Annotated in this window: 21 protein-coding genes; 10 read left to right on the forward strand and 11 right to left on the reverse strand. The window is 71.5% G+C overall.

From position 1 onward, the window contains the following. Positions 1-25: 25 nt before the first annotated feature. Both BAW75_RS01510 and BAW75_RS01515 read right to left on the reverse strand, forming a co-directional pair. The gene (locus BAW75_RS01510) at positions 26-1,126 is read right to left on the reverse strand and encodes a TolB family protein (RefSeq protein ID WP_104112382.1); all 1,101 of its coding nucleotides are present in this window, start codon (positions 1,124-1,126) and stop codon (positions 26-28) included. Further along, the gene (locus BAW75_RS01515) at positions 1,123-1,632 is read right to left on the reverse strand and encodes a SigE family RNA polymerase sigma factor (RefSeq protein ID WP_369799317.1); all 510 of its coding nucleotides are present in this window, start codon (positions 1,630-1,632) and stop codon (positions 1,123-1,125) included. Before BAW75_RS01515 ends, BAW75_RS01510 begins: the two co-directional genes overlap by 4 nt. A gap of 68 nt (positions 1,633-1,700) precedes the next feature. Between BAW75_RS01515 and BAW75_RS01520 the strand changes: the two genes are divergently transcribed. Then, complete coding sequence (locus BAW75_RS01520; protein WP_043327698.1) at positions 1,701-2,180, forward strand: methylated-DNA--[protein]-cysteine S-methyltransferase; 480 nt, start codon at positions 1,701-1,703, stop codon at positions 2,178-2,180. Between the two features lie 65 nt (positions 2,181-2,245). Here BAW75_RS01520 and BAW75_RS01525 read toward each other — a convergent pair whose 3' ends face one another. Both BAW75_RS01525 and BAW75_RS01530 read right to left on the reverse strand, forming a co-directional pair. Continuing rightward, positions 2,246-3,325, reverse strand: coding sequence for an inositol-3-phosphate synthase (locus BAW75_RS01525; protein ID WP_030499482.1), 1,080 nt, complete (start codon positions 3,323-3,325; stop codon positions 2,246-2,248). A 23-nt stretch (positions 3,326-3,348) separates the two neighbouring features. Continuing rightward, positions 3,349-3,987: a PadR family transcriptional regulator gene (locus BAW75_RS01530; protein ID WP_030499481.1), complete on the reverse strand. Its 639-nt coding sequence runs from the start codon at positions 3,985-3,987 to the stop codon at positions 3,349-3,351. 174 nt (positions 3,988-4,161) lie between these two features. Between BAW75_RS01530 and BAW75_RS01535 the strand changes: the two genes are divergently transcribed. The 3 genes from BAW75_RS01535 to BAW75_RS01545 all read left to right on the forward strand — a co-directional run bounded on the left by BAW75_RS01535 (position 4,162) and on the right by BAW75_RS01545 (position 9,287). Further along, positions 4,162-4,608 (forward strand): DUF5318 domain-containing protein, encoded by a 447-nt coding sequence (locus BAW75_RS01535; protein ID WP_043327699.1) that lies wholly within the window; start codon positions 4,162-4,164, stop codon positions 4,606-4,608. A gap of 194 nt (positions 4,609-4,802) precedes the next feature. Beyond that, positions 4,803-7,610: a transglycosylase domain-containing protein gene (locus BAW75_RS01540; protein WP_104112383.1), complete on the forward strand. Its 2,808-nt coding sequence runs from the start codon at positions 4,803-4,805 to the stop codon at positions 7,608-7,610. Positions 7,611-7,733: 123 nt separating this feature from the next. Continuing rightward, positions 7,734-9,287 carry a glycosyltransferase family 87 protein gene (locus BAW75_RS01545; RefSeq protein WP_104112384.1) on the forward strand — a complete coding sequence of 518 codons (1,554 nt, stop codon included), beginning with the start codon at positions 7,734-7,736 and terminating at the stop codon, positions 9,285-9,287. 19 nt (positions 9,288-9,306) lie between these two features. On the opposite strand, the gene BAW75_RS01550 is transcribed toward BAW75_RS01545, so the two are convergent. Beyond that, positions 9,307-11,508 carry an ABC transporter permease gene (locus BAW75_RS01550; protein WP_104112385.1) on the reverse strand — a complete coding sequence of 734 codons (2,202 nt, stop codon included), beginning with the start codon at positions 11,506-11,508 and terminating at the stop codon, positions 9,307-9,309. Further along, positions 11,505-12,287, reverse strand: a complete 783-nt coding sequence (locus tag BAW75_RS01555; RefSeq protein ID WP_104112386.1) for a deoxyribonuclease IV — start codon at positions 12,285-12,287, stop codon at positions 11,505-11,507. Before BAW75_RS01555 ends, BAW75_RS01550 begins: the two co-directional genes overlap by 4 nt. 639 nt (positions 12,288-12,926) lie before the next feature. Between BAW75_RS01555 and rpsF the strand changes: the two genes are divergently transcribed. The 4 genes from rpsF (at position 12,927) to rplI (ending at position 14,567) form a co-directional block, all read left to right on the forward strand. Next, positions 12,927-13,217 carry a 30S ribosomal protein S6 gene (gene rpsF, locus BAW75_RS01560; protein WP_013289357.1) on the forward strand — a complete coding sequence of 97 codons (291 nt, stop codon included), beginning with the start codon at positions 12,927-12,929 and terminating at the stop codon, positions 13,215-13,217. A gap of 80 nt (positions 13,218-13,297) precedes the next feature. Further along, entirely contained in the window at positions 13,298-13,825 is a 528-nt protein-coding gene (locus BAW75_RS01565) for a single-stranded DNA-binding protein (protein WP_018788497.1), read from the forward strand. A gap of 41 nt (positions 13,826-13,866) precedes the next feature. Continuing rightward, the gene (gene rpsR / locus BAW75_RS01570; RefSeq protein WP_007073789.1) at positions 13,867-14,106 is read left to right on the forward strand and encodes a 30S ribosomal protein S18; all 240 of its coding nucleotides are present in this window, start codon (positions 13,867-13,869) and stop codon (positions 14,104-14,106) included. Positions 14,107-14,120: 14 nt separating this feature from the next. Beyond that, positions 14,121-14,567 carry a 50S ribosomal protein L9 gene (gene rplI / locus BAW75_RS01575; RefSeq protein ID WP_013289354.1) on the forward strand — a complete coding sequence of 149 codons (447 nt, stop codon included), beginning with the start codon at positions 14,121-14,123 and terminating at the stop codon, positions 14,565-14,567. Between the two features lie 87 nt (positions 14,568-14,654). Here rplI and BAW75_RS01580 read toward each other — a convergent pair whose 3' ends face one another. After that, entirely contained in the window at positions 14,655-16,385 is a 1,731-nt protein-coding gene (locus BAW75_RS01580) for a hypothetical protein (protein ID WP_104112387.1), read from the reverse strand. Between the two features lie 397 nt (positions 16,386-16,782). Between BAW75_RS01580 and dnaB the strand changes: the two genes are divergently transcribed. Both dnaB and BAW75_RS32550 read left to right on the forward strand, forming a co-directional pair. Next, on the forward strand, positions 16,783-18,189 hold the full coding sequence (gene dnaB, locus BAW75_RS01585) for a replicative DNA helicase (protein ID WP_104112388.1): 1,407 nt from the start codon (positions 16,783-16,785) through the stop codon (positions 18,187-18,189). After that, positions 18,186-19,124 (forward strand): hypothetical protein, encoded by a 939-nt coding sequence (locus tag BAW75_RS32550; RefSeq protein WP_208635161.1) that lies wholly within the window; start codon positions 18,186-18,188, stop codon positions 19,122-19,124. Before dnaB ends, BAW75_RS32550 begins: the two co-directional genes overlap by 4 nt. A gap of 11 nt (positions 19,125-19,135) precedes the next feature. Here BAW75_RS32550 and BAW75_RS01595 read toward each other — a convergent pair whose 3' ends face one another. From BAW75_RS01595 to BAW75_RS01610, 4 genes are read right to left on the reverse strand one after another with little or no spacing between them, the layout of a single operon-like run. After that, positions 19,136-19,897: a maleylpyruvate isomerase N-terminal domain-containing protein gene (locus BAW75_RS01595; protein WP_233607869.1), complete on the reverse strand. Its 762-nt coding sequence runs from the start codon at positions 19,895-19,897 to the stop codon at positions 19,136-19,138. A 26-nt stretch (positions 19,898-19,923) separates the two neighbouring features. Beyond that, positions 19,924-20,250 carry a TFIIB-type zinc ribbon-containing protein gene (locus BAW75_RS01600; protein WP_104112389.1) on the reverse strand — a complete coding sequence of 109 codons (327 nt, stop codon included), beginning with the start codon at positions 20,248-20,250 and terminating at the stop codon, positions 19,924-19,926. Between the two features lie 23 nt (positions 20,251-20,273). Continuing rightward, the gene (locus tag BAW75_RS01605) at positions 20,274-20,906 is read right to left on the reverse strand and encodes a phosphoribosyltransferase (RefSeq protein ID WP_069089303.1); all 633 of its coding nucleotides are present in this window, start codon (positions 20,904-20,906) and stop codon (positions 20,274-20,276) included. Then, the gene (locus BAW75_RS01610) at positions 20,903-22,246 is read right to left on the reverse strand and encodes a glycosyltransferase 87 family protein (RefSeq protein ID WP_104112390.1); all 1,344 of its coding nucleotides are present in this window, start codon (positions 22,244-22,246) and stop codon (positions 20,903-20,905) included. Before BAW75_RS01610 ends, BAW75_RS01605 begins: the two co-directional genes overlap by 4 nt. Positions 22,247-22,268 lie beyond the last annotated feature (22 nt).

Genomic DNA, 22,268 nt, shown 5'->3' on the forward strand with positions numbered 1-22,268 from the left:
CGTCCAGCAGAGGTTCAGCGCCGGGTCAGCGCGGCGCGATCGTCACCTCGGCGAGGGCGAGGTCCTCCGGCAGCGGCTGACGCACGAGTTCGCGGCCGGTGGTGTCGGCGAGCACGAAGTCCCGCGACCCGTACGGCAGCCGGTAGAGCAGGCGGTCGTCGCCGACCCAGACGACGTCGGCCACCGGCAACGGGTTCACCACCCGGCCGGTCGCCGCCTCCACGAGCAGCGGCTCCTTCTGCCCCTGCACCACCACCAGCCGCCCGTCCGGTGACCAGGCCCACGGCCCGGCCGGGTCGCCCGGCAGCGGCTCGAACCGGGTGGGCCGGCCGCTGTCGGCGGCGAAGAACTGCACGCCGCGCCGGGGGTGCCGGACCGCCTCGGACCGGGGGCCGTTCGGGTCGGTCTGCGGGAGCAGCACCTCCCGCCCGTCCCGGCTCCACAGGAAGGGGCAGGAATCGGTACAGGGATAGCGGCCGGTGTCGACAGCGTGGGAGCGGACGGTGCCGGCGGCGCTCAGCACGACGAAACCGGGGTGACCGACCCGGTTACTGGTGAACAGCAGGCTGCGGCCGTCCGGCGACCAGTTCGGCGAGCCCAGCGCGCGGCCCGGCTCGTACCAGCGGGTGGTGCCCCGGACCACGTCGACCAGGCCGACCTGCCGGGGCCGGCCGTCGTCCCAGACCGCCACCAGCGAGCCGGTGGGCGCGGGCAGGACGGCGTCGTAGCGGTCGTTGCCGTAGTACCGGCCGCGTCCCCGGTCGAGCAGGTACGACGGCCCGGCGGCGCCCGCCCTCGCCCGCGTGCCGGTGACCACCCAGTCGCCGGGCAGCACCAGCGGCCCGTCCGCCCAGTTCGGTCCGGGCGCCGACCTGATGACGGGCGACGGGTCGACGGTGACCGGCGGCGCGGTCGGCGGCGGGGCGGGACGCGGCCGGAGCAGGACGAACGGCAGCGCCACCGCGAGCACGGCGACGAGCGCGGCAGCGGCGGTGCCCACCCGCCGTCGGCGGCGCAGCCTGCGGCCCCGGCCGAGCGCGCGCCACGCCAGGTCCGGCGCGGGCGCGGCGCCGTCGGCGAGATCGTGTACGGCTGTCCGCAGCGTCTCGTCCAGCGACGTGCTCATCGGGTCACCTCCGTCCGGTTCGTCAGCCCGTCCAGCCCCGGCACCAGCTTCCGGAGACGGGCCAGCGCCTTGGTGCTCTGGCTGGCCACGGTGCCGGGGCGGCAGCCGAGCAGCGCGGCTGTCTGCTCGACGCTCAGGTCCTCCAGGTAGCGCAGGGTGAGCACCGCGCGCTGACGCGGCGGCAGTGTCCGCAGCGCGTCCCGCACCAGCAGCCGCAGGTCGCTGTCGTCGCCGGCGGCCGGTCGCTCCGGCAGTTCGGCCACCGGCACCTCCGCGCGCCGCGCCCGCCGCCGCCAGCCGGAGACCTGGTCGTGGTAGAGGATCCGTTTCACGTACGGCTCCGCGTCGCCGTGGATCCGGGGCCACCGGACGTACGCCTTGGCCAGCGCGTTCTGCAGCAGATCCTCCGCCGCGTGCTGGCTGCCGGCCAGCGCGTAGGCGACCCGCAGCAGGGCCGCTCCCCGCTCGTTGACGAACGCGGTGAACTCCCCGTCGACCTCTGCCACCGTCCACCTCCGCATCTCCAGACGCCCGGGGCGGGGAAATCTTTGCCCGTCGCGCGACAATGGGTGGCATGCGCTGGACAGTGCTCGACTCACCGATCGGGGAGTTCTCCGTCGGCACCGACGACGACGCGGTGCGCGGCGCGCACTTCGGCCGGGTGGACGGGGCGGCCGACGAGCCCGGCGACGCGGTGGCGCGGTTGGCGGTGACGGAGCTGCGGGCGTACTTCGCCGGTGAGCTGACCGAGTTCACGGTGCCGGTGTCGGCCCCGCGCGGCTCGGAGTTCGAACGCGCGGTCTGGCGGGAGATGACAGGCATCCCGTACGGGGAGACGAAGACCTACGGCGAGGTGGCGAAGGCGGTCGGCGACCCGGGCGGCGCGCGGGCGGTCGGGGTGGCCTGCAACCGCAATCCGGTGCCGGTGATCGTGCCCTGTCACCGGATCGTCGGCGCGGGCGGCAAGCTGGTCGGCTTCGGCGGCGGGCTGCCGCGCAAGGTGACGCTGCTGGAGCTGGAGGCGGCCGTGGCGCTGCGGCGCGCCTGGTCCTGACGTACCCGAAGAAGGAAGGCCGGGTCCGCGCGGACCCGGCCTTCCTTCTTCAGCGTTTCAGCGCGTCAGCGCTCGATCTCGCCGGCGATGAACGCCTCGACGGCGGCGTGCGCGTCGTGGTCGGCGTACTGCTCCGGCGGGGACTTCATGAAGTACGAGGAGGCGGAGAGGATCGGGCCACCGATCTTCCGGTCCAGCGCGATCTTCGCGGCCCGGACGGCGTCGATGATGACACCGGCCGAGTTCGGCGAGTCCCACACCTCGAGCTTCAGCTCCGCGTTGAGCGGGGTGTCGCCGAAGGAACGGCCCTCCAGGCGGATGTACGCCCACTTGCGGTCGTCCAGCCACGGCACGTGGTCGGACGGGCCGATGTGCACGTCGCTCTTCTGCATCTCGTGCGGGATCTGGGAGGTCACCGACTGGGTCTTCGAGATCTTCTTCGAGACCAGGCGGTTGCGCTCCAGCATGTTCATGAAGTCCATGTTGCCGCCGAAGTTGAGCTGGTACGTGCGCAGCAGCTCGACCCCGCGGTCCTCGAAGAGCTTCGCCAGGGCGCGGTGCACGATCGTGGCGCCGACCTGGCTCTTGATGTCGTCGCCGACGATCGGCAGGCCGGCGTCGGTGAACTTCTTCGCCCACTCCGGGTCGGAGGCGATGAAGACCGGCAGGGCGTTCACGAACGCGCAGCCGGCGTCGATCGCGGCCTGGGCGTAGAACTTGTCGGCCTCCTCGGAGCCCACCGGGAGGTAGGAGACGACCACGTCGACCTGCGCGTCGCGCAGCGCCTGCGCCACGTCGACCGGCTTGGCGTCCGACTCCTCGACGATCTCGCGGTAGTACTGGCCGAGACCGTCGAAGGTCGGGCCGCGCTGCACGGTGACGCCGGTCGGCGGCACGTCGCACAGCTTGATCGTGTTGTTCTCGCTGGCGACGATCGCCTCCGCGAGGTCCATGCCCACCTTCTTGGCGTCCACGTCGAACGCCGCGACGAACTTCACGTCGGATACGTGGTAGTCGCCGAAGGTGACGTGCATGAGACCCGGGACGCGGTCGTTCGGGTCGGCGTTCCGGTAGTACTCCACGCCCTGGACCAGGGACGAGGCGCAGTTACCCACACCGACGATGGCGACGCGGACGGAGCCCATAGCGTCTGCCTCCTTCTTCTTCATCACGGCCGCTCTGTCCTGGACGTTCCAGGCGTGGGCGGGCTGTCGTTGTCTCGTCGGCCGTCGGCCGTCCCGGTTCGCGGGTCGGCCGGGGCCCGGCCGGAGCGCTCGTTGGCGATGAGCTCCTCCAGCCAGCGGACTTCGCGCTCACAGGCGTCGAGCCCGTGGCGTTGCAGTTCCAGGGTGTACGCGTCGAGTCGCTCGGCTGCCCGGCCGAGCACGTCGCGAAGACCTTCGCGACGTTCCTCGATCTTGCGACGACGACCTTCCAGGATCCGGAGCCGGGTGGCCTGGTCGGTCCGGGCGAAGAACGCGAAGTGCACCCCGAAGCCCGTGTCGTCGTACGTCTCGGGTCCAGCCTGCGCTATCAGCTGGGCGAAGCGTTCCTTGCCCTCCGCGGTAATGGTGTAGACCACCCGACCACGTCGGCTGGTCAGCGCGGGAACCTCCTCGGCGGTCGCGGGTGTCTCAGCGGCTTCGGTGATCCATCCCGCCGCCTGCAGCCGGCGCAGGGTCGGGTAGAGCGAGCCGTAGCTGATCGCCGCCCGGATGGCGCCGAGCTTGGCGGTCAGCTCCTTGCGCAGTTCGTAGCCGTGCATCGGCGCCTCCTGCAGGAGGCCGAGGATGGCGAGCTCGAGCACGGGCCATCCCTTCTTTCCCCCTGCGCGGAGCACTAACCACCGCGATGTATCGGACCGATACATCGCACGTTAGCGGACGCCGATGTACGGGGCAAACCCTGTCTTACGCGACGCGATCATCACGCATCGTGACCATGGTCGCCTGGGTTCGTCGGAGCGCGTACCCTTTGCCGCATGCGTACGCAGCGCCAGGTCGTCGACTACTCGCTCCAGAAGCGGGCGGTGCTGCGTGAACTGCTCGCCGGGCGGATCGGCACGTACGACGTCTGCGACGCCTCGCCGTACCTGAAGAACGCTGCGCGCTTCCACGGCGAGCCGACCGATCACCGCTGCCCGATCTGCCGCAGCGAGAACCTGATCCACGTCCACTACATTTACGGTGACGAACTCAAGCAGTCGGCCGGCCAGGCGCGTACCCGGGCCGAGTTGCCCGTCCTGGCCATGACGCTGCGTGAGTTCCAGGTGTTCGTGGTGGAGGTCTGCCCCGGCTGCGACTGGAACCATCTCGTCGAGCAGTTCCTGCTCGGCCGGGACGGTCTCGCGGGCGAGGCGGAGGGCGCGGAGGATTCCGTCGCGGCCAACGGCTCCACCCCTCGGCGAAGGCGAGAGGCGCAACGGTGAACGTGGCTGTCCCGATCTCTGCCGGCCCATTCCCCGGGTGGCGGAATCGACAGCCCTTAGACGTAATTAGTCCGAATAGATCGGATTTGACGGGCAACCGCGGGCACGGCCGGCGGGTAACGTCCCGTGTTCCAGCTCACGGCAACCCGGTGGCGGCGCCCCCGCGCCCCACCGCGACCGGCAGGGTGTGAGGAATGAACTACGGCGATCCCAGTTCTTCGCGTGGGCGGGCCCAGATCCCGGGCCCGAACGGCGACCCCGGTTCCGAGTGGAACCAGGGCGGGAACGGTTGGTCCGGCTCCCCGGACGGCGGCGCCTCGGCGCGCGCCTCCGCGACACCGTACGGCTCGGGCGGCCGGGCCTCGGTCGGTGGCGCCGCTCCGGCGCCGCGCCCGGCATCGGGCTCGGCCTCGGTGGGCCGGGCCGGCGCGGGCGGCCGCGCCTCGGTGCCCGTCTCGCCGGCACCCGGCGCCTCCGGGCGCGCGGGCGCCGGACGGGCGTCGGTTCCGGTCTCCCCGGCCGCTCCGGCCGGACGTGCCGCGGTCGGCGCGGCGAGCGTGGGGGCGGCGAGCGTGGGCGGGCGCGCGAGTGTCGGCGCCCGGGCGAGCGTCGGCGCGGCGGCGGTGGGCGGCCGCGCCCGGGTGCCCGGCTCCGCCGGTGGCGGTCCCGGCGGTCCCGGCGGCCCGACCGGCCCCGGCCGGGGCGGTCGCGGCGAGGACCCGGCGCGCGCGAAGAAGCGCCGCCGGATCAACATGCTGATCGCCGGCTTCGCCGTGTTCATCATGCTCGCCGGCATCGGCGTGGTGAGCTTTACCTGGTACTCCACCAAGGTGGTGCTCCCCCAGGACACCATCCCGCCGCTGTCCACCACCATCTACGACTCGACCGGCAAGACCGCCATCGCCCGGATCGGCGACCAGAACCGCCAGCTGGTCACCATCGACCAGATCCCGGAGCACGTCCAGCACGCGGTCGCTGCGGCGGAGGACCGGAACTTCTACGAGCACTCCGGTGTGGACTACAAGGGCATCGCCCGCGCCGCGTGGAACAACCTCACCGGCGGCGACAAGCAGGGCGCCTCGACCATCACCCAGCAGTACGCGCGCAACGCGTTCGACCACCTGGACCAGGACACGTACGGCCGCAAGGTGAAGGAGGCGATCCTCGCCTCCAAGCTGAACGACAAGTACGACAAGCGCGTGATCATGCAGCACTACCTGAACGTCATCTACTTCGGTCGCGGCGCGTACGGCATCCAGGCCGCGTCGCAGACGTACTTCAAGAAGAACGTCAAGGACCTGACCGTGGCCGAGGCCGCGGTGCTGGCGGCACTGATTAAGCAGCCGGAGCCCAGCGCCACGCACAAGGGCTACGACCCGGCCATCAACCAGCCGGCCGCAGTCGACCGGTGGAACTACGTGATCAACGGCATGATCACGGAGAAGTGGCTGGACGCGCCGAACACGCCGCAGCACCCTACCGAGTACCCGAAGAACATCCAGAAGCCGTCGAAGAACAGCGGCGGGGGCTTCGGCATCGACACCCCGTACGGCAACATCGTCAACTACGTCTCGCAGGAACTGCGCGAGATGAAGCTCTGCACCGACAACGAGGCCGAGGCGACCGAGAAGAAGCCGCTGTGCTCCAAGGCGCTGAGCCGGGGTGGTTACAAGATCACCACCACCATCAACAAGAAGATGCAGGAGGCGGCGCTCGACGCGGCCCAGCGGGCCAAGAAGGGCTCCGAGCTCGCCGGCCAGCCGTCGAACCTGATGGCCGCCGTGGTGGCCATCGATCCGAAGACCGGCCGGGTGCTCGCCTACTACGGCGGCGACAACGGCACCGGCACCGACTACGCCGGAAAGAACGTCGACAACGGCGTCGTGAGCGGTGGCCACTCACCGGGTTCGAGCTTCAAGATCTACACGCTCGCGGCGGCGCTGAAGGAAGGCATCTCGCTCAAGTCCCGGTGGAAGGGGTCGGCGTTCACGCCGAAGGGCACCAAGTTCAAGGTCAGCAACGCCGGCGCGGACAAGGTCTCCTGCGGTGACTCCTGCACGCTCGAACTGTCGACGCTGAAGTCGCTGAACGTGCCGTTCTACTACATCACGGAGCAGATCGGCCCGGACAAGGTGCTCGACATGGCCAAGCAGGCCGGCGTCACCACGATGTGGCAGACCGACACCAACCCGGCCAAGGCGCACGATCTGACCAAGGCCGACCCGAAGGACCTGGCACCGTCGCCGTTCTTCCACGTCCTCGGTTACGGCCAGTACCCGATCACGGTGCTCGACCACGCAAACGGTGTCGCCACGTTCGCGAACCAGGGCATGTACCACAAGGCGCACTTCATCCGGAAGGTGGAGAAGCAGAACCCGGACACCGGTAAGTGGGACGTGGTCGGCGGGGAGAAGCTCAAGGGGCAGCAGCGGATCGACAAGGACATCGTCGCCGACGTCACCTCCGTGCTGAAGCAGTATCCGGCCCAGATCAACAAGCGGCTCGACGACGGCCGTCAGGTCGCCGAGAAGACCGGCACCTGGGAACTCGGCGACAAGACCACCCGCAACGGCGACGCCTGGATGATCGGCTACACGCCACAACTCGCCACCGCGGTCTGGGTCGGCAACGTCAAGGACCGCAAGGCGATCCAGTACAAGGACGGCCGGGACATCAGCGGCGCCCGGATGCCCGGTGACATCTTCAAGCGCTTCATGGACGACGCGCTCAAGGGCAAGGACAAGGAAGAGTTCCCGCCCGCGGCGAACGTCGGCAAGGACGACGCCGGCAACGGCGAGGCCCCGCCGCCGCCGGCGAACGAGCCGGGCCAGCCGGGCGGACCGGGCTGCGACCCACTGGGCCTGTTCTGCCCCGGCGGCACGCCCGGCGGCGGCGACCAGGGCGGCAACCCCGGCGGGGGCGGGCTACCCGGCGGCGGCGGACGCCCCGGCGGTGGTGGTGGCGGGCTGCTACCGAGCACGCCACCGACACGCCAGAACTGACGCGCACGACCTGACGGCGGCGGCCGGACCCGAGCGGTCCGGCCGCCGCCGGCGTTTCGCGTACCGGAATTTCTCCGCGCGCGACGGGACGGCGACCCCCTGTGTACGGCAGGATGCCTCTCCATGAGCACCCAGTCGCCCGCAGGCATCGATGAGCCCGGCGCGTCCGAGGCGGCGCCGCGATCAGAGACGGTGGACCATCCGTCCCGCTCGGACTGGTTCGTCCGCGGCGCCTCCGGTCTGATCGGCGGGCCGCTCGGCGACCACGCCGCCGCCCTGGACCGGCCGGCCGACCGCGAGAGCCGGTTCTGGACCGCCGGCCGGATCGTGCTGGCGCTGGTCTGCCTGACGCTGGCACTGCACTGGGTGCAGAAATCCCCCTGCCAGGACGGCGCGTGGCAGAACAACATCCAGTACACCCGCATGTGCTACACCGACGTGCTGGCGCTCTACTACGCCGAAGGGCTCAACGAGGGCAAGGTGCCCTACGCCGACCACCCGGTGGAGTACCCGGTGCTGACCGGCTACTTCATGGGCGCGCTCGGCCTGCCGGTGCACGCCCTCGGCGTCGACAACCCCGCCATCAACCAGGGACAGTGGTTCTACAACCTCAACGCGCTGGTGCTCGGCGCGCTCGCCGTCGCCACCGTCGCGGTCATCCTCAGCCTGCGCCGCCGACGACCCTGGGACGCCGCGTTGTTCGCGCTCTCCCCGATCCTGGTGCTCACCGCCACCGTCAACTGGGACCTGCTCGCCATCGGCCTGGCCGCGTTCGGCCTGCTGGCCTGGGCACGCGCCCGCCCCGACCGGTACGCGATGCTGCTGCCCGCAGTGGCGGGCGTCCTGATCGGACTCGGCGGCGCGGCCAAGATGTGGCCGCTGTTCCTCCTCGGCCCGATCCTGGTGCTCGCGCTGCGGGCCGGGAAGCTGGCGGCCGGGCTCGTCGCCACCGCCACCGCGCTGGTGTCCCTTGTGGCGGTCAACCTGCCGGTGGCGATCCCCTACCGGGAGAACTGGGAACGCTTCTTCGACCTGAACACCACACGGCCCATCGACTGGGGCACGCTCTGGTACATCGGCCGCTACCTGGACGGCCGGATCAGCCCGTCCGCACCCGGCGAACTCGGGCCGTTCGAATGGCTCAACGCCAACATCCCCACGCTCAACTGGGTGTCGTACCTGCTCTTCGGGCTGGCCTGCCTCGGCGTGGCCGGCCTGGCGTTGCTGGCGCCGCGCCGGCCCCGGCTGGCCCAGCTCGCCTTCCTGGTGGTCGCCGCGTTCCTCATCTTCAGCAAGGTCTGGTCCCAGCAGTTCGTGCTCTGGCTGCTGCCGCTCGCGGTGCTCGCCCGGCCGCGCTGGGGCGCGTTCCTCGCCTGGCAGATCGCCGAGGTCGGCTACTTCGCCGCGTTCTACGGTGAACTGCTCGGCACGGCCATGTCCCGGCCCGTCTTCCCCGAGGGCGTCTTCGTGCTGGCGTCGAGCCTGCGTCTGATCACCGTGGCGGTGCTCTGCGGATTCATCATCCGGGACATCATGCGGCCCGAACTCGACGCGGTCCGGCAGACCTACGCCGACGACCCCGACGGCGGGGTGCTCGACGGCGCGCCCGACGCGCCCTGGCACCAGCGTTGGCGGGCGCGCGCCGCCGAACAGCCCGCCGAACCCGTGCCGGTCTGAGCGACGGGAGCAGGCCGGTCTAGAGCCGGAACACGACCGCCTCGCCGACCTGCTCCCGGGCCACGCGCAGCACGTCGACCGGCCGGTCCAGCATCCCCTCCCACGGGGTGCCCTCCAGCTCGTCGCGCAACACCACCACGTTCTTCACGCCGATCTGCCGCAGGTAGTCGACGCTCGCGTAGTCCGGGAAGCTGACTGTCGCCTCGCGGATCCGGGCCTGCGACCGGGGCGTGAAGCCGCTGCCGCCGTTGACCATCGGCTGGAACCGGTCGGTGGACCAGAGCATCACCGGCTGATCCAGGTTCTGACTGCTCGGCAGCACGAGCATCGGCCCGTCCACGGTCCGCAGCGCCGCCGGCTGCCGTGGCACCACCGGCTGCGGCGTCGCGTTCAGCCCCTCCACGATCACCAGCGCCAACGGCAGCAGCGTGGCCAGCCGCAGCCACGGACCCGGCCACGGCGGCACCCGCTCGGCGGCCAGCTCGCGTACGCGCATGCAGAACGCGGTGACCGCACCCGCCGCGAGCAGACCCAGCAGCAGCGTGGTCCAGAGCATCATCCGGCCCGGCGTGCGCAGCCCGCTCCATCCCGGCAGATAGTCGAACAACGGCACGTAGGTGAACCGGCCGCCGAAGAACCGGGTGCCCATCGCCAGCGCCATCGTGACGAGCACACCGGCGAGCAGGAAGATCCGGTGCCGGACCCGCCACACCGAGAAGAACAGCCCCCCGGCGGCGAGCGCGTAGAGCACGAAGCCCGGCAGCAACGTCATCTCCGGATGCCAGGGCAGCACGGCCCGGGCACCCTCGTGCAGACCACCCCAGACCCGGGACTCGGCCGGCGCGGTGAAGAACCCGCTCGCCGGCGGCGAGTAGAGCCCGATGTCGCCGATCGTGCGCTCCGCGTTCGGGTGCAGCTCGGCGACCTTGAAGTAGGGCACCGCCAGCGCCGCGCCCACCGCCGCGAAGACGAGCCCGCCCAGCACGTCGGCCAGGAACAGCCGCCGGCCGAACGGGCGCTTCACCTTGCGCCGCCGCACGAACCACAGCACCACCGAGACCAGGACCACCCCGGCCAGCATGTACGCGAACGGCAGCCCGATGCCGAAGCCGAGACTGAGCTGCCAAGCGGCCACCAGCCACCCGGCGAACGCCCAGCCCGCGTGCCGGCGGCGCGGCCGGTACCCGTACCGCAGTGACCAGCCGTGCCCCCGGGCCAGCATCGCCAGCGCCAACGGGATGCCGCCGTTGGAGATGATGTGCAGGTGGCCGGCCTGGGCCAGCAGCCACGGCGCGTAGGCGAAGCTCGCCCCGGCCACCGCGCCGCCGATCCGGCCCGCGCCGAGCTGCCGGGCCAGCGCGTACGCGCCGAACGCGGCGAGCGCGTGCGCCAGCACGAACATGATGTTGTAGCGCAGCACGGCGTGCTCCGGGCCGACCCCGATCAGGCCGGCCGGGGCGTACCCGAGGAGCGTGTCGGAGAACGCGAAGCTCCAGTTCTCCGGATAGAACGTGTTCGAGTGCCACAGCTGCGCCGGGTTCGTCCGCAGGATGTGCCCGGACCACGCCATCTGCCACGCCTGCAGGCTCGGGTCCCAGTAGTCCTGCGGCAGCGTGTGCCGCGGATAGCGCAGCGTGGGCCAGGTCATCGCCGCCGCCAGCGCCAGCGCGGCGACGACGACGAGCGTCCACTCGTGCACCAGGAACCGGCCCACGGCGCGGACGGCCCGGCGGGGGCGGCCGAGCACTGGCTCGGGTGCCGGACCGAACGCGGACCAGGGGTCGGCCGGCTCGTCGTCGCCCGTACCGTCCTGCTTCGCGGCGTCGTTCTTCTCCGCGGCGTCGCCGTCCTTCTTGGCGGCGTCCGCTCTGTCCCGGGCCTCGGCCTCGGTCCCGGCTTCGGTGCCGGCCTCCGCCTTGTCGGTGCCGGCACCCGCCTTGTCGGCGGTGCTCGTCTTGTCGGCGGTGCTCGCCGTGCCTGCCGCCTTCGCCGCGCCGGTGCGGCGAGCCTTGCGGGTCCGCTTCGCCTTGCCGGCACTCGTCACCGTGCCCGCGGTGTCGTCCTCACCGGAGCTGTCCGCGCCGGACGCGCGCTCGTCGGGCGAGCCGCTCCCCGGCCCGGCCCCGGCCGCGTCGTCCGGCGGGTTCTTCGCGCCGGTCCCGTCCGCCCGGGTCTCGGCGCCGGACCGGCGGCCGGTCGTGCCGGACTTCTCGGCGGTCACTCCGCCGCACCCAACTGCCCGCGCAGGAACGCGATGTCGCCGGCCTGGCCCTCGACGCCGCCGGGGGTCTCCACGATCACCGGCGCGCCTGCCGCGCGGATCACCGCCACCAGCAGCTCCGGGTCGATGGTGCCGCCGGTGAGGTTGTCGTGCCGGTCCTGACCGGAGTTGAAGGCGCCCTTCGAGTTGTTCGCGTGGATCAGGTCGATCCGGCCGGTGATCGCCTTCACCCGGTCGACCAGGCCCAGCAGCTCCTCGCCGCCCGCGTGGGCGTGGCAGGTGTCGAGGCAGAAGCCGACCTCGTGGTCGCCGAGCGCGTCCCAGAGCCGGGCCAGCGAGTCGAGGTGCCGGGCACAGGCGTTGTCACCACCGGCGGTGTTCTCGATCAGCACCGGGAGCGGGAATCCGCCGGACTCCGCCGCGTACGCGAAGGTCTTGCGCCAGTTGTCGAAGCCGACGGCGACGTCCTGGCCGGCGTTGACGTGGCCGCCGTGCACGATCAGGCCCTTGGCGCCGACGGCCGCCGCGGCGGTGGCGTGGGCGAGCAGCAGCTTGCGGCTGGGGATGCGGATCCGGTTGTTGAGCGTGGCCACGTTGATCACGTACGGCGCGTGCACGTAGAGGTCGACGTCGGCGGCGCGCAGGCGCTCGGCGTCCTCGCGCGGCTTCGGGGCCTTCCAGCCCTGCGGGTCGGCCAGGAAGAACTGCACCGCCTCGGCCTGCCGGGCGGCCGCCTCGGCCAGCGGGTCGGTCGGATCGACGTGGGCTCCGATTCGCATGCAGGGCAGCCTACGTCGCGCCTGCGACGGTCGCCGCGCTCGCCGGAGACGCCCGGCGGGTCGGAGGCGTCACCACCCGGCCCGGCGGTCGTTGTCCGAGGTGGGATCGATGGTCGACGCTCCGCCCGGACGTGGTCCACAGCACGTACGGGTGAGGGGGCCGACGCCCGGTGACGGGACGCCCCGGCGTGCGGCCCGGCACGACGGGGCGGGATCCATCAGGAATCCGGCACACCAAATGGAAGTCCGGACTAAATCCTCAATTTACCCCAAGTGGTGACGAGAGCCATTGTATGGTCAGCACAGGTGACAACACGATAAAGCTCCGCGGGGCGTCTTCGATCCAACCTCATCGGTGTGGTCGTTCCTCCCCAGGTCCCACCCAAGGAATGCGGACGGGACGCCCCGCGGTCCCGTGGACAGGGGTCCACCTGCCGGCTCTCGAGGCCGAAGGTGGGCCCCTGTCGCCGCGTCCGGGCCGTGCCGGCCGACCGGTCCGTCCATGATCGTCCGCACCGGCTATCCTGGTCCGGTTGTCCGTGTCCAGCCGGGTTCCCCCGGAACCGGTCACGGCAACGACGCACGACCTCCTGCCACGGAAGGACCGTGGCCGCTTAGCCCACAGGAGGTGAGCACGTCTTGCGTCATTACGAAGTCATGGTGATCCTCGACCCCAGCCTCGAGGAGCGCACCGTCGCCCCGTCGCTCGACACGTACCTGAACGTGATCCGGACCGCGGGTGGCTCGGTGGAGAAGACCGACGTGTGGGGCCGCCGGCGCCTCGCGTACGAGATCAACAAGAAGGCCGAGGGCATCTACGCCGTCATCGACCTCCAGGCGACGCCGGAGGCCGTTGGCGAGCTGGACCGTCAGCTCCGACTCAACGAGTCGGTGCTGCGCACCAAGGTCATCCGTCCGGAGATGCGCTGAGCATCTAGTCCCGGCACGTCCGGATCAAGCCTCATCCACGCTGTCGTACGGCTCTGAGAGCCTGTACGGCACAAAGATGAGTGCGCGAGGAGATGGTCATGGCAGGAGACACCACCATCACGGTCATCGGCAACCTGACCGATGACCCCGAGTTGCGTTTCACCCCCTCCGGCGCGGCGGTCGCCAAGTTCCGGGTCGCTTCGACGCCCCGCTTCATGGACAAGGCCTCCGGCGAGTGGAAGGACGGCGAGCCGCTGTTCCTCTCGTGCACGGTCTGGCGCCAGGCCGCCGAGAACGTCGCCGAGTCGCTGCAGCGTGGCGCTCGGGTGATCGTGTCCGGCCGGCTGCGTCAGCGGTCGTACGAGACCCGTGAGGGTGAGAAGCGCACCGTCATCGAGCTGGAGGTCGACGAGATCGGCCCGTCGCTGCGCTACGCCACGGCGAAGGTGCAGAAGATGTCCCGCTCCGGCGGCGGTGGCGGCGGCTTCGGTGGTGGTGGCGGCCAGGGTGGCGGCGGAGGCAACTTCGACGACCCCTGGGCCTCTGCTGCCCCCGCCCCCTCCCGCGGTGGTTCGGGCGGAAACTTCGACGAGGAGCCTCCGTTCTAATGGCGCCGAGCGCCCGCGATCGCAAACCAGGAGCACGAGCAATGGCTAAGGCTGCGGCACTTCGCAAGCCGAAGAAGAAGGTGAACCCGCTCGACAAGGACGGGATCACCTACATCGACTACAAGGACACCGCGCTGCTGCGCAAGTTCATCTCCGACCGCGGCAAGATCCGCGCTCGGCGGGTGACCGGCGTGACCTCGCAGCAGCAGCGGCAGATCGCCCGTGCGGTCAAGAACGCCCGCGAGATGGCGCTCCTGCCGTACACGGCCACGGCCCGCTGAGAGGAGGCACGGACATGAAGATCATCCTCACTCAGGAGGTGTCCGGCCTCGGCTCTCCGGGCGACATCGTCGAGGTGAAGGACGGCTTCGGCCGTAACTACCTGCTGCCGCAGGGCTTCGCGATCGCCTGGACCAAGGGCGCGGAGAAGCAGGTCACGGTCATCAAGCGGGCCCGCTCGGCCCGCGAGATCCGCGACCTGGGCCACGCCACCGAGGTCAAGACCCAGATCGAGGGTCTGAAGGTCAACCTGAAGGCCCGCGCCGGCGACGGCGGCCGGCTCTTCGGCTCGGTCACCCCGGCCGAGATCGTCGACGCCGTCAAGGCCGCCGGCGGCCCGACCCTGGACCGCCGCCGGCTGGAGCTGCCCGGCCACATCAAGGCGCTCGGCTCCTACCCGGTCAGCATCCGGCTGCACCCCGAGGTGACCGCCAAGTTCGACCTGAACGTGGTCAAGGGCTGACACCCGTAGCACGACGCGAAGGGCCCGCACCGGACACGGTGGTGCGGGCCCTTCCGCATCTCCGTTCCCCCGGGTTACCGCCGGGGCTCAGCCGAGCGGGTTACCCGTCACCGCGCTGATCACCACAGTCGACAGGCCACCGCCCACCACGGCCGCCGCCAGCGCCACCGTCGCCGCCCGCCAGGTCGTCCCGACCTGCCGTAGCAGCACCGCCACCACAAGGCTGCTCACCAACGCCAAGCCGAACCGAGGCGCCGCCGACACCAGCGAATCCAGGGCATGCGTACGCGGCGAGTCGCAACCGCCACCGGTGATGTCGGTGACGCAACCCTCCGGCGGCTGACCGCTCAGGAACAGCAGACCGACGAGTAGCAGCACGGCCGGGACCAGATAGCAGGCCACCGTGTAGACCAGAGGCCGCAGCGGACCGCCCGGATCCGGATCCAGCAGGTCGTCTTCCAACCGCCGGCCCCACGAGCCGCCACCGATCGTCTCCACCCGCCGGCGCAGCGTCGACCCGGCCGGCGCCACCGGCCGACCGCGCGGCACGGCACGCGGACGCGGAGCCGAGTACGCCACCGCCGGTGACCTCGGCGCCGACGGCGGCGTCTCCATCCACCGCGGATCGTCCCCGGCCAGCCGGGTACCCGACCAGAACGCCTCGGCCCGCTCCGGTGACGCCCATCCCTCCCGCACCGGCGGAGCCGTGCGATCCCACGGATCGACCTCGTCGCGCACCGGCTCCAGATAACCGGTGTCGGTGAACCGGTCCCACTCGCCCGTGTGCTCCGTGCGGTCCCACCGGCGTTCCGCCTGCTCCCAGCGGCCACCGGGCGCCGACCGGCCCCAGGCGTGCACGCCCGACGCGTCCCACGGGTCGACCGCAGGCGGCGGCTCCGGCGGCTCACGGTCGGCCGCCCGACGCCGCTGCCAGGGATCCGCCGCCGGCCGGGACTGCTCCGAACCCGACGGGGCCACCGACCGCGACCAGCCCGTCTCCGAAGCCGCCGAGGACGACCAGCCCGTCTCCGAAGCCGACCGGCCCGACGACGCCGACCGCGACCAGCCCGACTCCGACTCCGACGCCGGCCGCCGCAACTCCGGCACCGCCGACGCGGGCCAGTCGGCATCCGACGCGGCCGGACGGGACCGGTCCGAGCCCGCAACCGCCGAACGCGACCAGGCGGAGTCCGACGCCACCGGCGGCGGCCAGGAAGAACCCGACGCCGAACGACGCCGCCCGCCCGGCCGCCCGCTGTCCCGCGCGGCTTCCTCGTCGCCCGAGCCCGCCGAATCCGGCAGCCCGGACCAGATCACCTGCGGACGCCGGGTCGCCGCGCGACGGGGACGACTACGCGGCGACACCCCCGACACCGGCTCGTCGTCCGAGTCGGCACGCCTGTTCCCCACGTACCCCCGCTCCTGGGGGGCATCCATCGTCCACTCGGCGGTGTGGTCCGACAACGGACCCGCACCTATCGCCCGCGGCTCCGGCCGATCGCGCCGACGGCGGCCCGCCTCCGTGCGCCGGCCACCCTCGGACGACGGCGTCTCGACCTCGATCTCGTCGTCGTCGGGCGCGGCGTGCCGCCCGCCACCGTCCGCGCGGCTCACCCCGGACTCCAGAGCCCAGCGGGGAAGGTAGGTGTCCACCGGCTCGTCCTGGCCGCGTTCGATCGCCCGCCGCCGACTCGGCGTGCGGTAGCTCTCCGGCGCGTACGAGTCGGCCCGGCGCGGCCCGGCGGGCTCGTCCCAGGAACCGCTCGGCCGTCGCTCGCGCGGGCTGTCCTCCCCGCTTCCCCAGTCCCGGTGTCTCACGGCCGGAGCGTGACCTCTCTCAACCCGAAAGTAAACCCGCTGTCCCAGGTGTCGCCGTTCGCAGCGATAGTACGGGACGAACGACGACAAAGCTCAGCCGGAAATCTTCCGTCCACAGGGTGGGGACAGTAAAAGTGCAGGTCAGAGGCGATGCGCCCGGAATTCCCCATCACTTTTCCACACCCTGTGCACACCCTGCGCACATGCCGGTCCCCAGGCGTCCACAGGTTGTCCCGAGGCTCATCCACCGGCCTTGTTGAGTCGCTGACCTCGGGTTCCGTATCGTGGTCCCCCCGACCGCCGGGCGATGACCCCCGATCGACCGGAGGGGTCGGCGGAAGTTGTCACACCCCAGCGATAGAGCTGGACTCGATCCGACGCAGCAAGGGGGGCACCCGTGTCGGTCACCGACGAGGCGCGTACGGAACGGACCGGGGGGCAACCGTCGTCCGAGCCGCCGCCGCGCGACGCGCCGTTCGAGAAGACACCACCGCAGGACGTGGCCGCCGAGCAGTGCGTACTCGGCGGCATGCTGCTGTCCAAGGACGCCATCGCGGACGTCGTGGAGATCCTGAAGACCAACGACTTCTACCGCCCGGTCCACGCCACCATCTTCGACGCGATCCTCGACATCTACGGACGCGGCGAACCCGCCGACCCGATCACCGTCGCCGCCGCGCTCGCCGACTCCGGCGACCTCGCCCGCATCGGCGGCGCGCCCTACCTGCACACGCTCATCGCCAGCGTGCCCACCGCCGCGAACGCCGCCTACTACGCCCGCATCGTCGGGGAACGGGCGGTGCTCCGCCGCCTGGTCGAGGCCGGCACCCGGATCGTGCAGCTCGGCTACGGCACCGGGCCGAGCGGCAGCCGCGACGTCGACGACATCGTCGACCTCGCCCAGCAGGCCGTCTACGAGATCACCGAGAAGCGCGTCAGCGAGGACTTCGCGGTCCTGGCCGACATGCTGCAGCCCACGCTCGACGAGATCGAGGCGGTCGGCGCCCAGGGCGGCGTGATGACCGGTGTGCCGACCGGCTTCACCGACCTGGACCGACTGCTCAACGGCCTGCACGCCGGCCAACTTATTATCGTGGCCGGCAGGCCTGGTTTGGGCAAATCAACCGCATCTATGGACTTTGCCCGAAATGCGGCGATCCGGGCCAACCAGGCGTCGGCGATCTTCTCGCTGGAAATGAGCAAGGTCGAGATCGTCATGCGACTGCTCTCGGCCGAGGCGCGTGTACCGCTGCACGTGCTCCGTAGCGGGCAGCTCTCCGACGACGACTGGACCAAGCTGGCCCGCTGCATGGGCGAGATCAGCGAGGCACCGCTCTTCGTCGACGACACACCGAGCATGAACCTGATGGAGATCCGGGCGAAGGCGCGGCGGCTCAAGCAGAAGCACGACCTGAAGCTGATCGTGGTCGACTATCTCCAGCTGATGACCTCACCGAAGCGCACCGAGAGCCGGCAGCAGGAGGTCGCGGACCTGTCCCGTGGCCTGAAGCTGCTGGCCAAGGAAGTCGAGTGCCCGGTGATCGCGGTGAGTCAGCTGAACCGTGGCCCCGAGCAGCGCACCGACAAGCGTCCGCAATTGTCCGATTTGCGTGAATCGGGATCAATTGAGCAAGATGCGGACGTTGTTATCCTTTTGCACCGCGACGACTACTACGACAAGGAGTCGCCGCGCGCGGGCGAGGCGGACTTCATAATCGCCAAGCACAGGAATGGGCCGACCGACACGGTGACGGTCGCGGCGCAGCTGCACCTGTCGCGCTTCGTGGACATGGCGATCGTTTGACCAACGGCGGGCGCCGGCTGACTCCCTCCGAGCGAGAGGAGATCATCAGCTGCGCGGCCACCGGAGAGAGTCTCACTGCCATCGGCGCGCGTTACGGCGTCACGAGGCAAGCGATCCGGGCGGTCCTCCGTCGTAACGGAGTGCCGCCCCGCCGTACCGGCACGTTGACGGACAACCAACGCAACGAGGTTCTGCACAGGTTTCTCGGTGGAGCGTCGCTCAACCAGATCGCGGCTGAGTTCGGTGTCACCGCACCGGCGGTGCGTGGCCTGCTCACCCGCAGAGGAATCGAGATCCGATCGGTGTCTCATGGTCTCCGACACGACGCCTTCGACAACTTCGACCCGGAGACCTGCTACTGGATCGGCTTTCTGTTCGCTGACGGGTGCGTCAGCTACCGCCCGGGCCACATCCCACAGATCTCGGTCGGTCTCGCCGCGCGCGACCGCGAACACCTCGTCGCGCTCCGCAGCTTCCTGGGATGTGACAACAGCATCTCGGCGACCAGTCCGACCCACGGCTCCTGCCAGTTCTCCGTACGTTCTCACCGCCTGGCAGACCGGATCGTCGAGCTGGGCCGGTACCAGCAGGCGGTCGATGGGCGGCTCGTCGGCTCACGCGACTTCTGGCGGGGCGTCGTCGACGGTGACGGCTCCCTCGGCATCTACCGGCGCCCCGCGCCGAGCACTCGTTCGCTCACCCAGTTCAGAGTGGTGGGCCGACGGCACGTGCTCGAGGAGTTCGTGGCGTTTCTGGAGCGGGAAGGCATCGTCGGCTTGTCCGTGCGCCCGCACCGGAGCATCTTCACCGTAGGAACCACTTGCGGGCCGGCCGAGCGGATAGCCAGGTTGCTCTACGAGGATGCGGTGATGGCGCTGGCTCGTAAGGCGGAGATCGCCGCGCGCATGATCGCCCGGCAACGCGGAGCAGCATGAACTGAGCGGCGTCAGCCGAGCAGCGGGAACCAGCCGGCGGCCTCGCCCAGCTCCAGCCGGTCCCGGTCGGTCAGCGGCACCCGGCCGGCGGCCTTCAGCAGGTACTCGTGGTCGTCCCAGCCCGCCGGCCGTACCGCCTCGTCGCTGAGCAGCCCGTCCATGGTGGTCACCGCGACCCGCGTCGGGTCGGCCGCCGGCAGCGGCGCGTCCGGCAGGTCCACCACGAGGTCGAGGTGGTGGATGACCGCCTCGGTGGTCAGGGTGGCGAGCAGATGGGGTACGCGCAGCACGTGTCCCTGGGTGGTCACGTACCCGTCGGGGTCTATTGCGGTGGCCGCGCGGACGGCGGCGGGCGCGGTGTCGGACCAGAGCCGGACCACGCCGGTGGGCCGGTCGAAGGCGACGGCGGAGCGGCGTGCCCACCAGGCGTGCCGGGCGCTCGCGTCGTCGTCGCCGGGAGGGAACGCGCGCCAGTAGCTGACGTCGTCCACGTCGGGCGGCCCGGGTGCGGGGCTGGCCAGGGCGACGAGCGCGCGCTGGGCGTCGCAGAGCACGTGGAAGAGCAGGTCGGCGACGAGCCAGCCGCGGCACCGGGTGGGGCGTTGCAGGGCGGCGTCGTCGAGCGGGGTGACCACGGCGGTGATGCCGTCGTACGCCTGGGCCAGCGCCTCGTGCTGCCGGATCGGGCTCATGCCGTGCAGCCTGCCACGGCGCGCCGCGCCCGGCACGGTGAAGAAGTACGACGACGGGCACGCCGGGTCGATGCGGCGCACCGGCCCGGCGTGGGCGACGTCGGCGGTCAGTCGAACAGTTCGCCGAGGAAGCCGTGCTTCTTCTTCCGGCGGTAGTGGCCGTGGTAGCCGTAGTGCTGCTGACCGTGGCCGTACGCGGGCTGGGCGTAGCCGTGGCCGGGCGGCGGCGGAGGCGGCGGGTAACCGGCGCCGGACGGCGCGGGCTGGAGGGCGCCGCCGTGCTGCTGGTTCCAGTTGGCCTCGGCATCGAACAGCTTTTCCAGCTCGCCGCGGTCGAGGAAGATGCCCCGGCATTCGCCGCACTGGTCGATGACTACTCCGCTGCGCTCGTACTGGCGCATTTCTCCGCGGCACTTGGGACAGGTCATCTGCATGACAACGACGGTACCGGGTGTTTTCACGCAGCGGCGGTCAGCGCCTGCGTGACCTCGTCGTCGGTGACCTCGTGGAAGTCCTCGTAGTACGCGCCGACGGCGGCGAAGTCGGGCGGGAGTTGGCAGCTCACGACCGTGTCGGCTTCGGGCGCGAGCATCTCGTACGCCTGCTCGGAGCCGACCGGGACGGCGACGAGGACGCGGGCGGCGCCGAGGTGGCGGGCGACCTGGACGGCGGCGCGTGCGGTGGCGCCGGTGGCGAGTCCGTCGTCCACGACGACGGCGGTGCGTCCGGTCAGGTCCAGCGGTGGGCGGCCGCCGCGGTAGCGCTGTTCGCGGCGTTCCAGTTCGGCCTGTTCGCGGCGGCGGACCTGGGCGCGGTCGTTCTCGCTGATCCGGCCGGCAACCATCTCGTTGAGGATCTGCACGCCGCCGGGGCCGAGCGCGCCGTACGCGACCTCGGGCGCCCAGGGGACGCCGAGCTTGCGGACGACCAGCACGTCGAGGGGGGCGCCGAGCCGGTCGGCGATCACCCGGGCGACGGGTACGCCGCCGCGGACCAGGCCGAGCACTATGACGTCGGGTCGGCCGGCGAGGTCGGTCAGACGTTCGGCGAGTTGCCGTCCCGCCTCGGCCCGGTCGCGGTAGGTGGTCATTCCTCAGGTGTACGCCTTCCGGCCGCATCGCGCGGGGCGGTTGCCGGGAATGCCGTCGGGTCGCCTGGTCGGGTGAGCGCCAGCGCCGGGGCGAGCACGAGCAGCGCGATCGGGTAGAGCAGGTAGCCGAAGCGGGTGGAGGGCATGAGCAGGATCGCGGCGAGCAGCCCGTACCCGCAGATGATCGTGGTGGCGGCGGCGGTGCGCGGCGGGCGGCGCAGCAGCCGGACGGCGATGGCTCCTCCGGCGGCGACGAGCAGCGCGGCGGCGATCGCCCGGCCGGCCGGGAGCGTCTCGGCGATCAGGTGGCCGGGGAAGGGTGACTGGGCGGGGCTGGTGACCAGGCCGTGGCCGAGGGGGAAGCGCAGCACGTTCTCGACGAGGGCTTCGCGGTCGACGAGCAGCACCGGGATCAGTGCGAGGACTGGTAGGCCGAGGGCGCCGAGGGCGGTGCGCAGGGTGGCGCGGCGGGTGGCGGCCCAGAAGAGCAGCACGAGGGCGATCGGCCAGGCGAAGAGTTTCAGCGCGCCGGCGGCGCCGACGGCGAGACCGGCGCGGCCGGGTCGGCCGGTGGCGGCGAGTGCGAGGGCGAGCAGGCAGAGCGCGAGTACGGGCAGGTCGTCGCCGCCGGTGGCGAGGGTGAGCGCGCAGACGGGCAGGACGGTGGCGGCTTGGACGGCGCGCAGTACGGCGGCGTCGCGGCGGGGCGCGGCCGGGCCGCCGCTTGCGCGCAGTGTGGCGACGAGGGCGATCACTGTGAGCGCGGTGACGACGGCGAACCAGACGCGGGCGTCGGTCCACCAGGCGTCCACCGCGGCGCGGGGCAGCCCGAACAGGGCCATGCCGGGCTGGTAGGGGGTGTAGCCGAGGAGTTGTTCGCCGGGGGGCAGCGCGGCGATGGCGTCGGGACCGAGGTAGGGGGTGCCGTGCTCGGCGAGGCGGGCGCCGGCGTGTTCGACCACGATCACCTCCTCCTGGGCGCGGTCGGTACGCCCGCCGGCCCGTTCGAGGCTCTGCGTGACGATCGGCAGCAGCGCGGTGGTGGCCCAGGTGATTCCGGTGACCGTCCAGCGTGCGGGCAGCGCGGCCAGGGGCGTGCCGGGGGCGCGGCGGCGGGCGAGCAGTTGCGTGGTCGCGGCGAGGGTGGCGAGCGCGTACCCGATGGTGGCGACGGCGCCCCAGGCGCGGTGCGGCGGCAGCGTGGAGGTGGCGGCGGTGACCGCGGCGAAGACGGTGGCGGCGGCGTAGAGGCCCAGGTCGAGGGCGAGACCACCGGCTGCGGTGTCGAGTGCCGACCAGCGGCGGGAGACGGTGGTTGCGGGGTCGGCGTGGGCGGTCACGCGGGCCAGTCTGGCAGACCGG

This window comes from Micromonospora chalcea (genome assembly GCF_002926165.1).
Taxonomy (GTDB): Bacteria; Actinomycetota; Actinomycetes; order Mycobacteriales; family Micromonosporaceae; genus Micromonospora; species Micromonospora chalcea.

Bases quoted from the DNA above. Each gene is read 5' to 3' on its own strand.
- BAW75_RS01510 (WP_104112382.1), bottom strand. From the start codon at position 1,126: ATGAGCACGTCGCTGGACGAGACGCTGCGGACAGCCGTACACGATCTC.
- BAW75_RS01520 (WP_043327698.1), top strand. From the start codon at position 1,701: ATGCGCTGGACAGTGCTCGACTCACCGATCGGGGAGTTCTCCGTCGGC.
- BAW75_RS01525 (WP_030499482.1), bottom strand. From the start codon at position 3,325: ATGGGCTCCGTCCGCGTCGCCATCGTCGGTGTGGGTAACTGCGCCTCG.
- BAW75_RS01535 (WP_043327699.1), top strand. From the start codon at position 4,162: ATGCGTACGCAGCGCCAGGTCGTCGACTACTCGCTCCAGAAGCGGGCG.
- BAW75_RS01540 (WP_104112383.1), top strand. From the start codon at position 4,803: ATGAACTACGGCGATCCCAGTTCTTCGCGTGGGCGGGCCCAGATCCCG.
- BAW75_RS01545 (WP_104112384.1), top strand. From the start codon at position 7,734: ATGAGCACCCAGTCGCCCGCAGGCATCGATGAGCCCGGCGCGTCCGAG.
- BAW75_RS01555 (WP_104112386.1), bottom strand. From the start codon at position 12,287: ATGCGAATCGGAGCCCACGTCGATCCGACCGACCCGCTGGCCGAGGCG.
- rpsR (WP_007073789.1), top strand. From the start codon at position 13,867: ATGGCTAAGGCTGCGGCACTTCGCAAGCCGAAGAAGAAGGTGAACCCG.
- rplI (WP_013289354.1), top strand. From the start codon at position 14,121: ATGAAGATCATCCTCACTCAGGAGGTGTCCGGCCTCGGCTCTCCGGGC.
- BAW75_RS01600 (WP_104112389.1), bottom strand. From the start codon at position 20,250: ATGCAGATGACCTGTCCCAAGTGCCGCGGAGAAATGCGCCAGTACGAG.
- BAW75_RS01605 (WP_069089303.1), bottom strand. From the start codon at position 20,906: ATGACCACCTACCGCGACCGGGCCGAGGCGGGACGGCAACTCGCCGAA.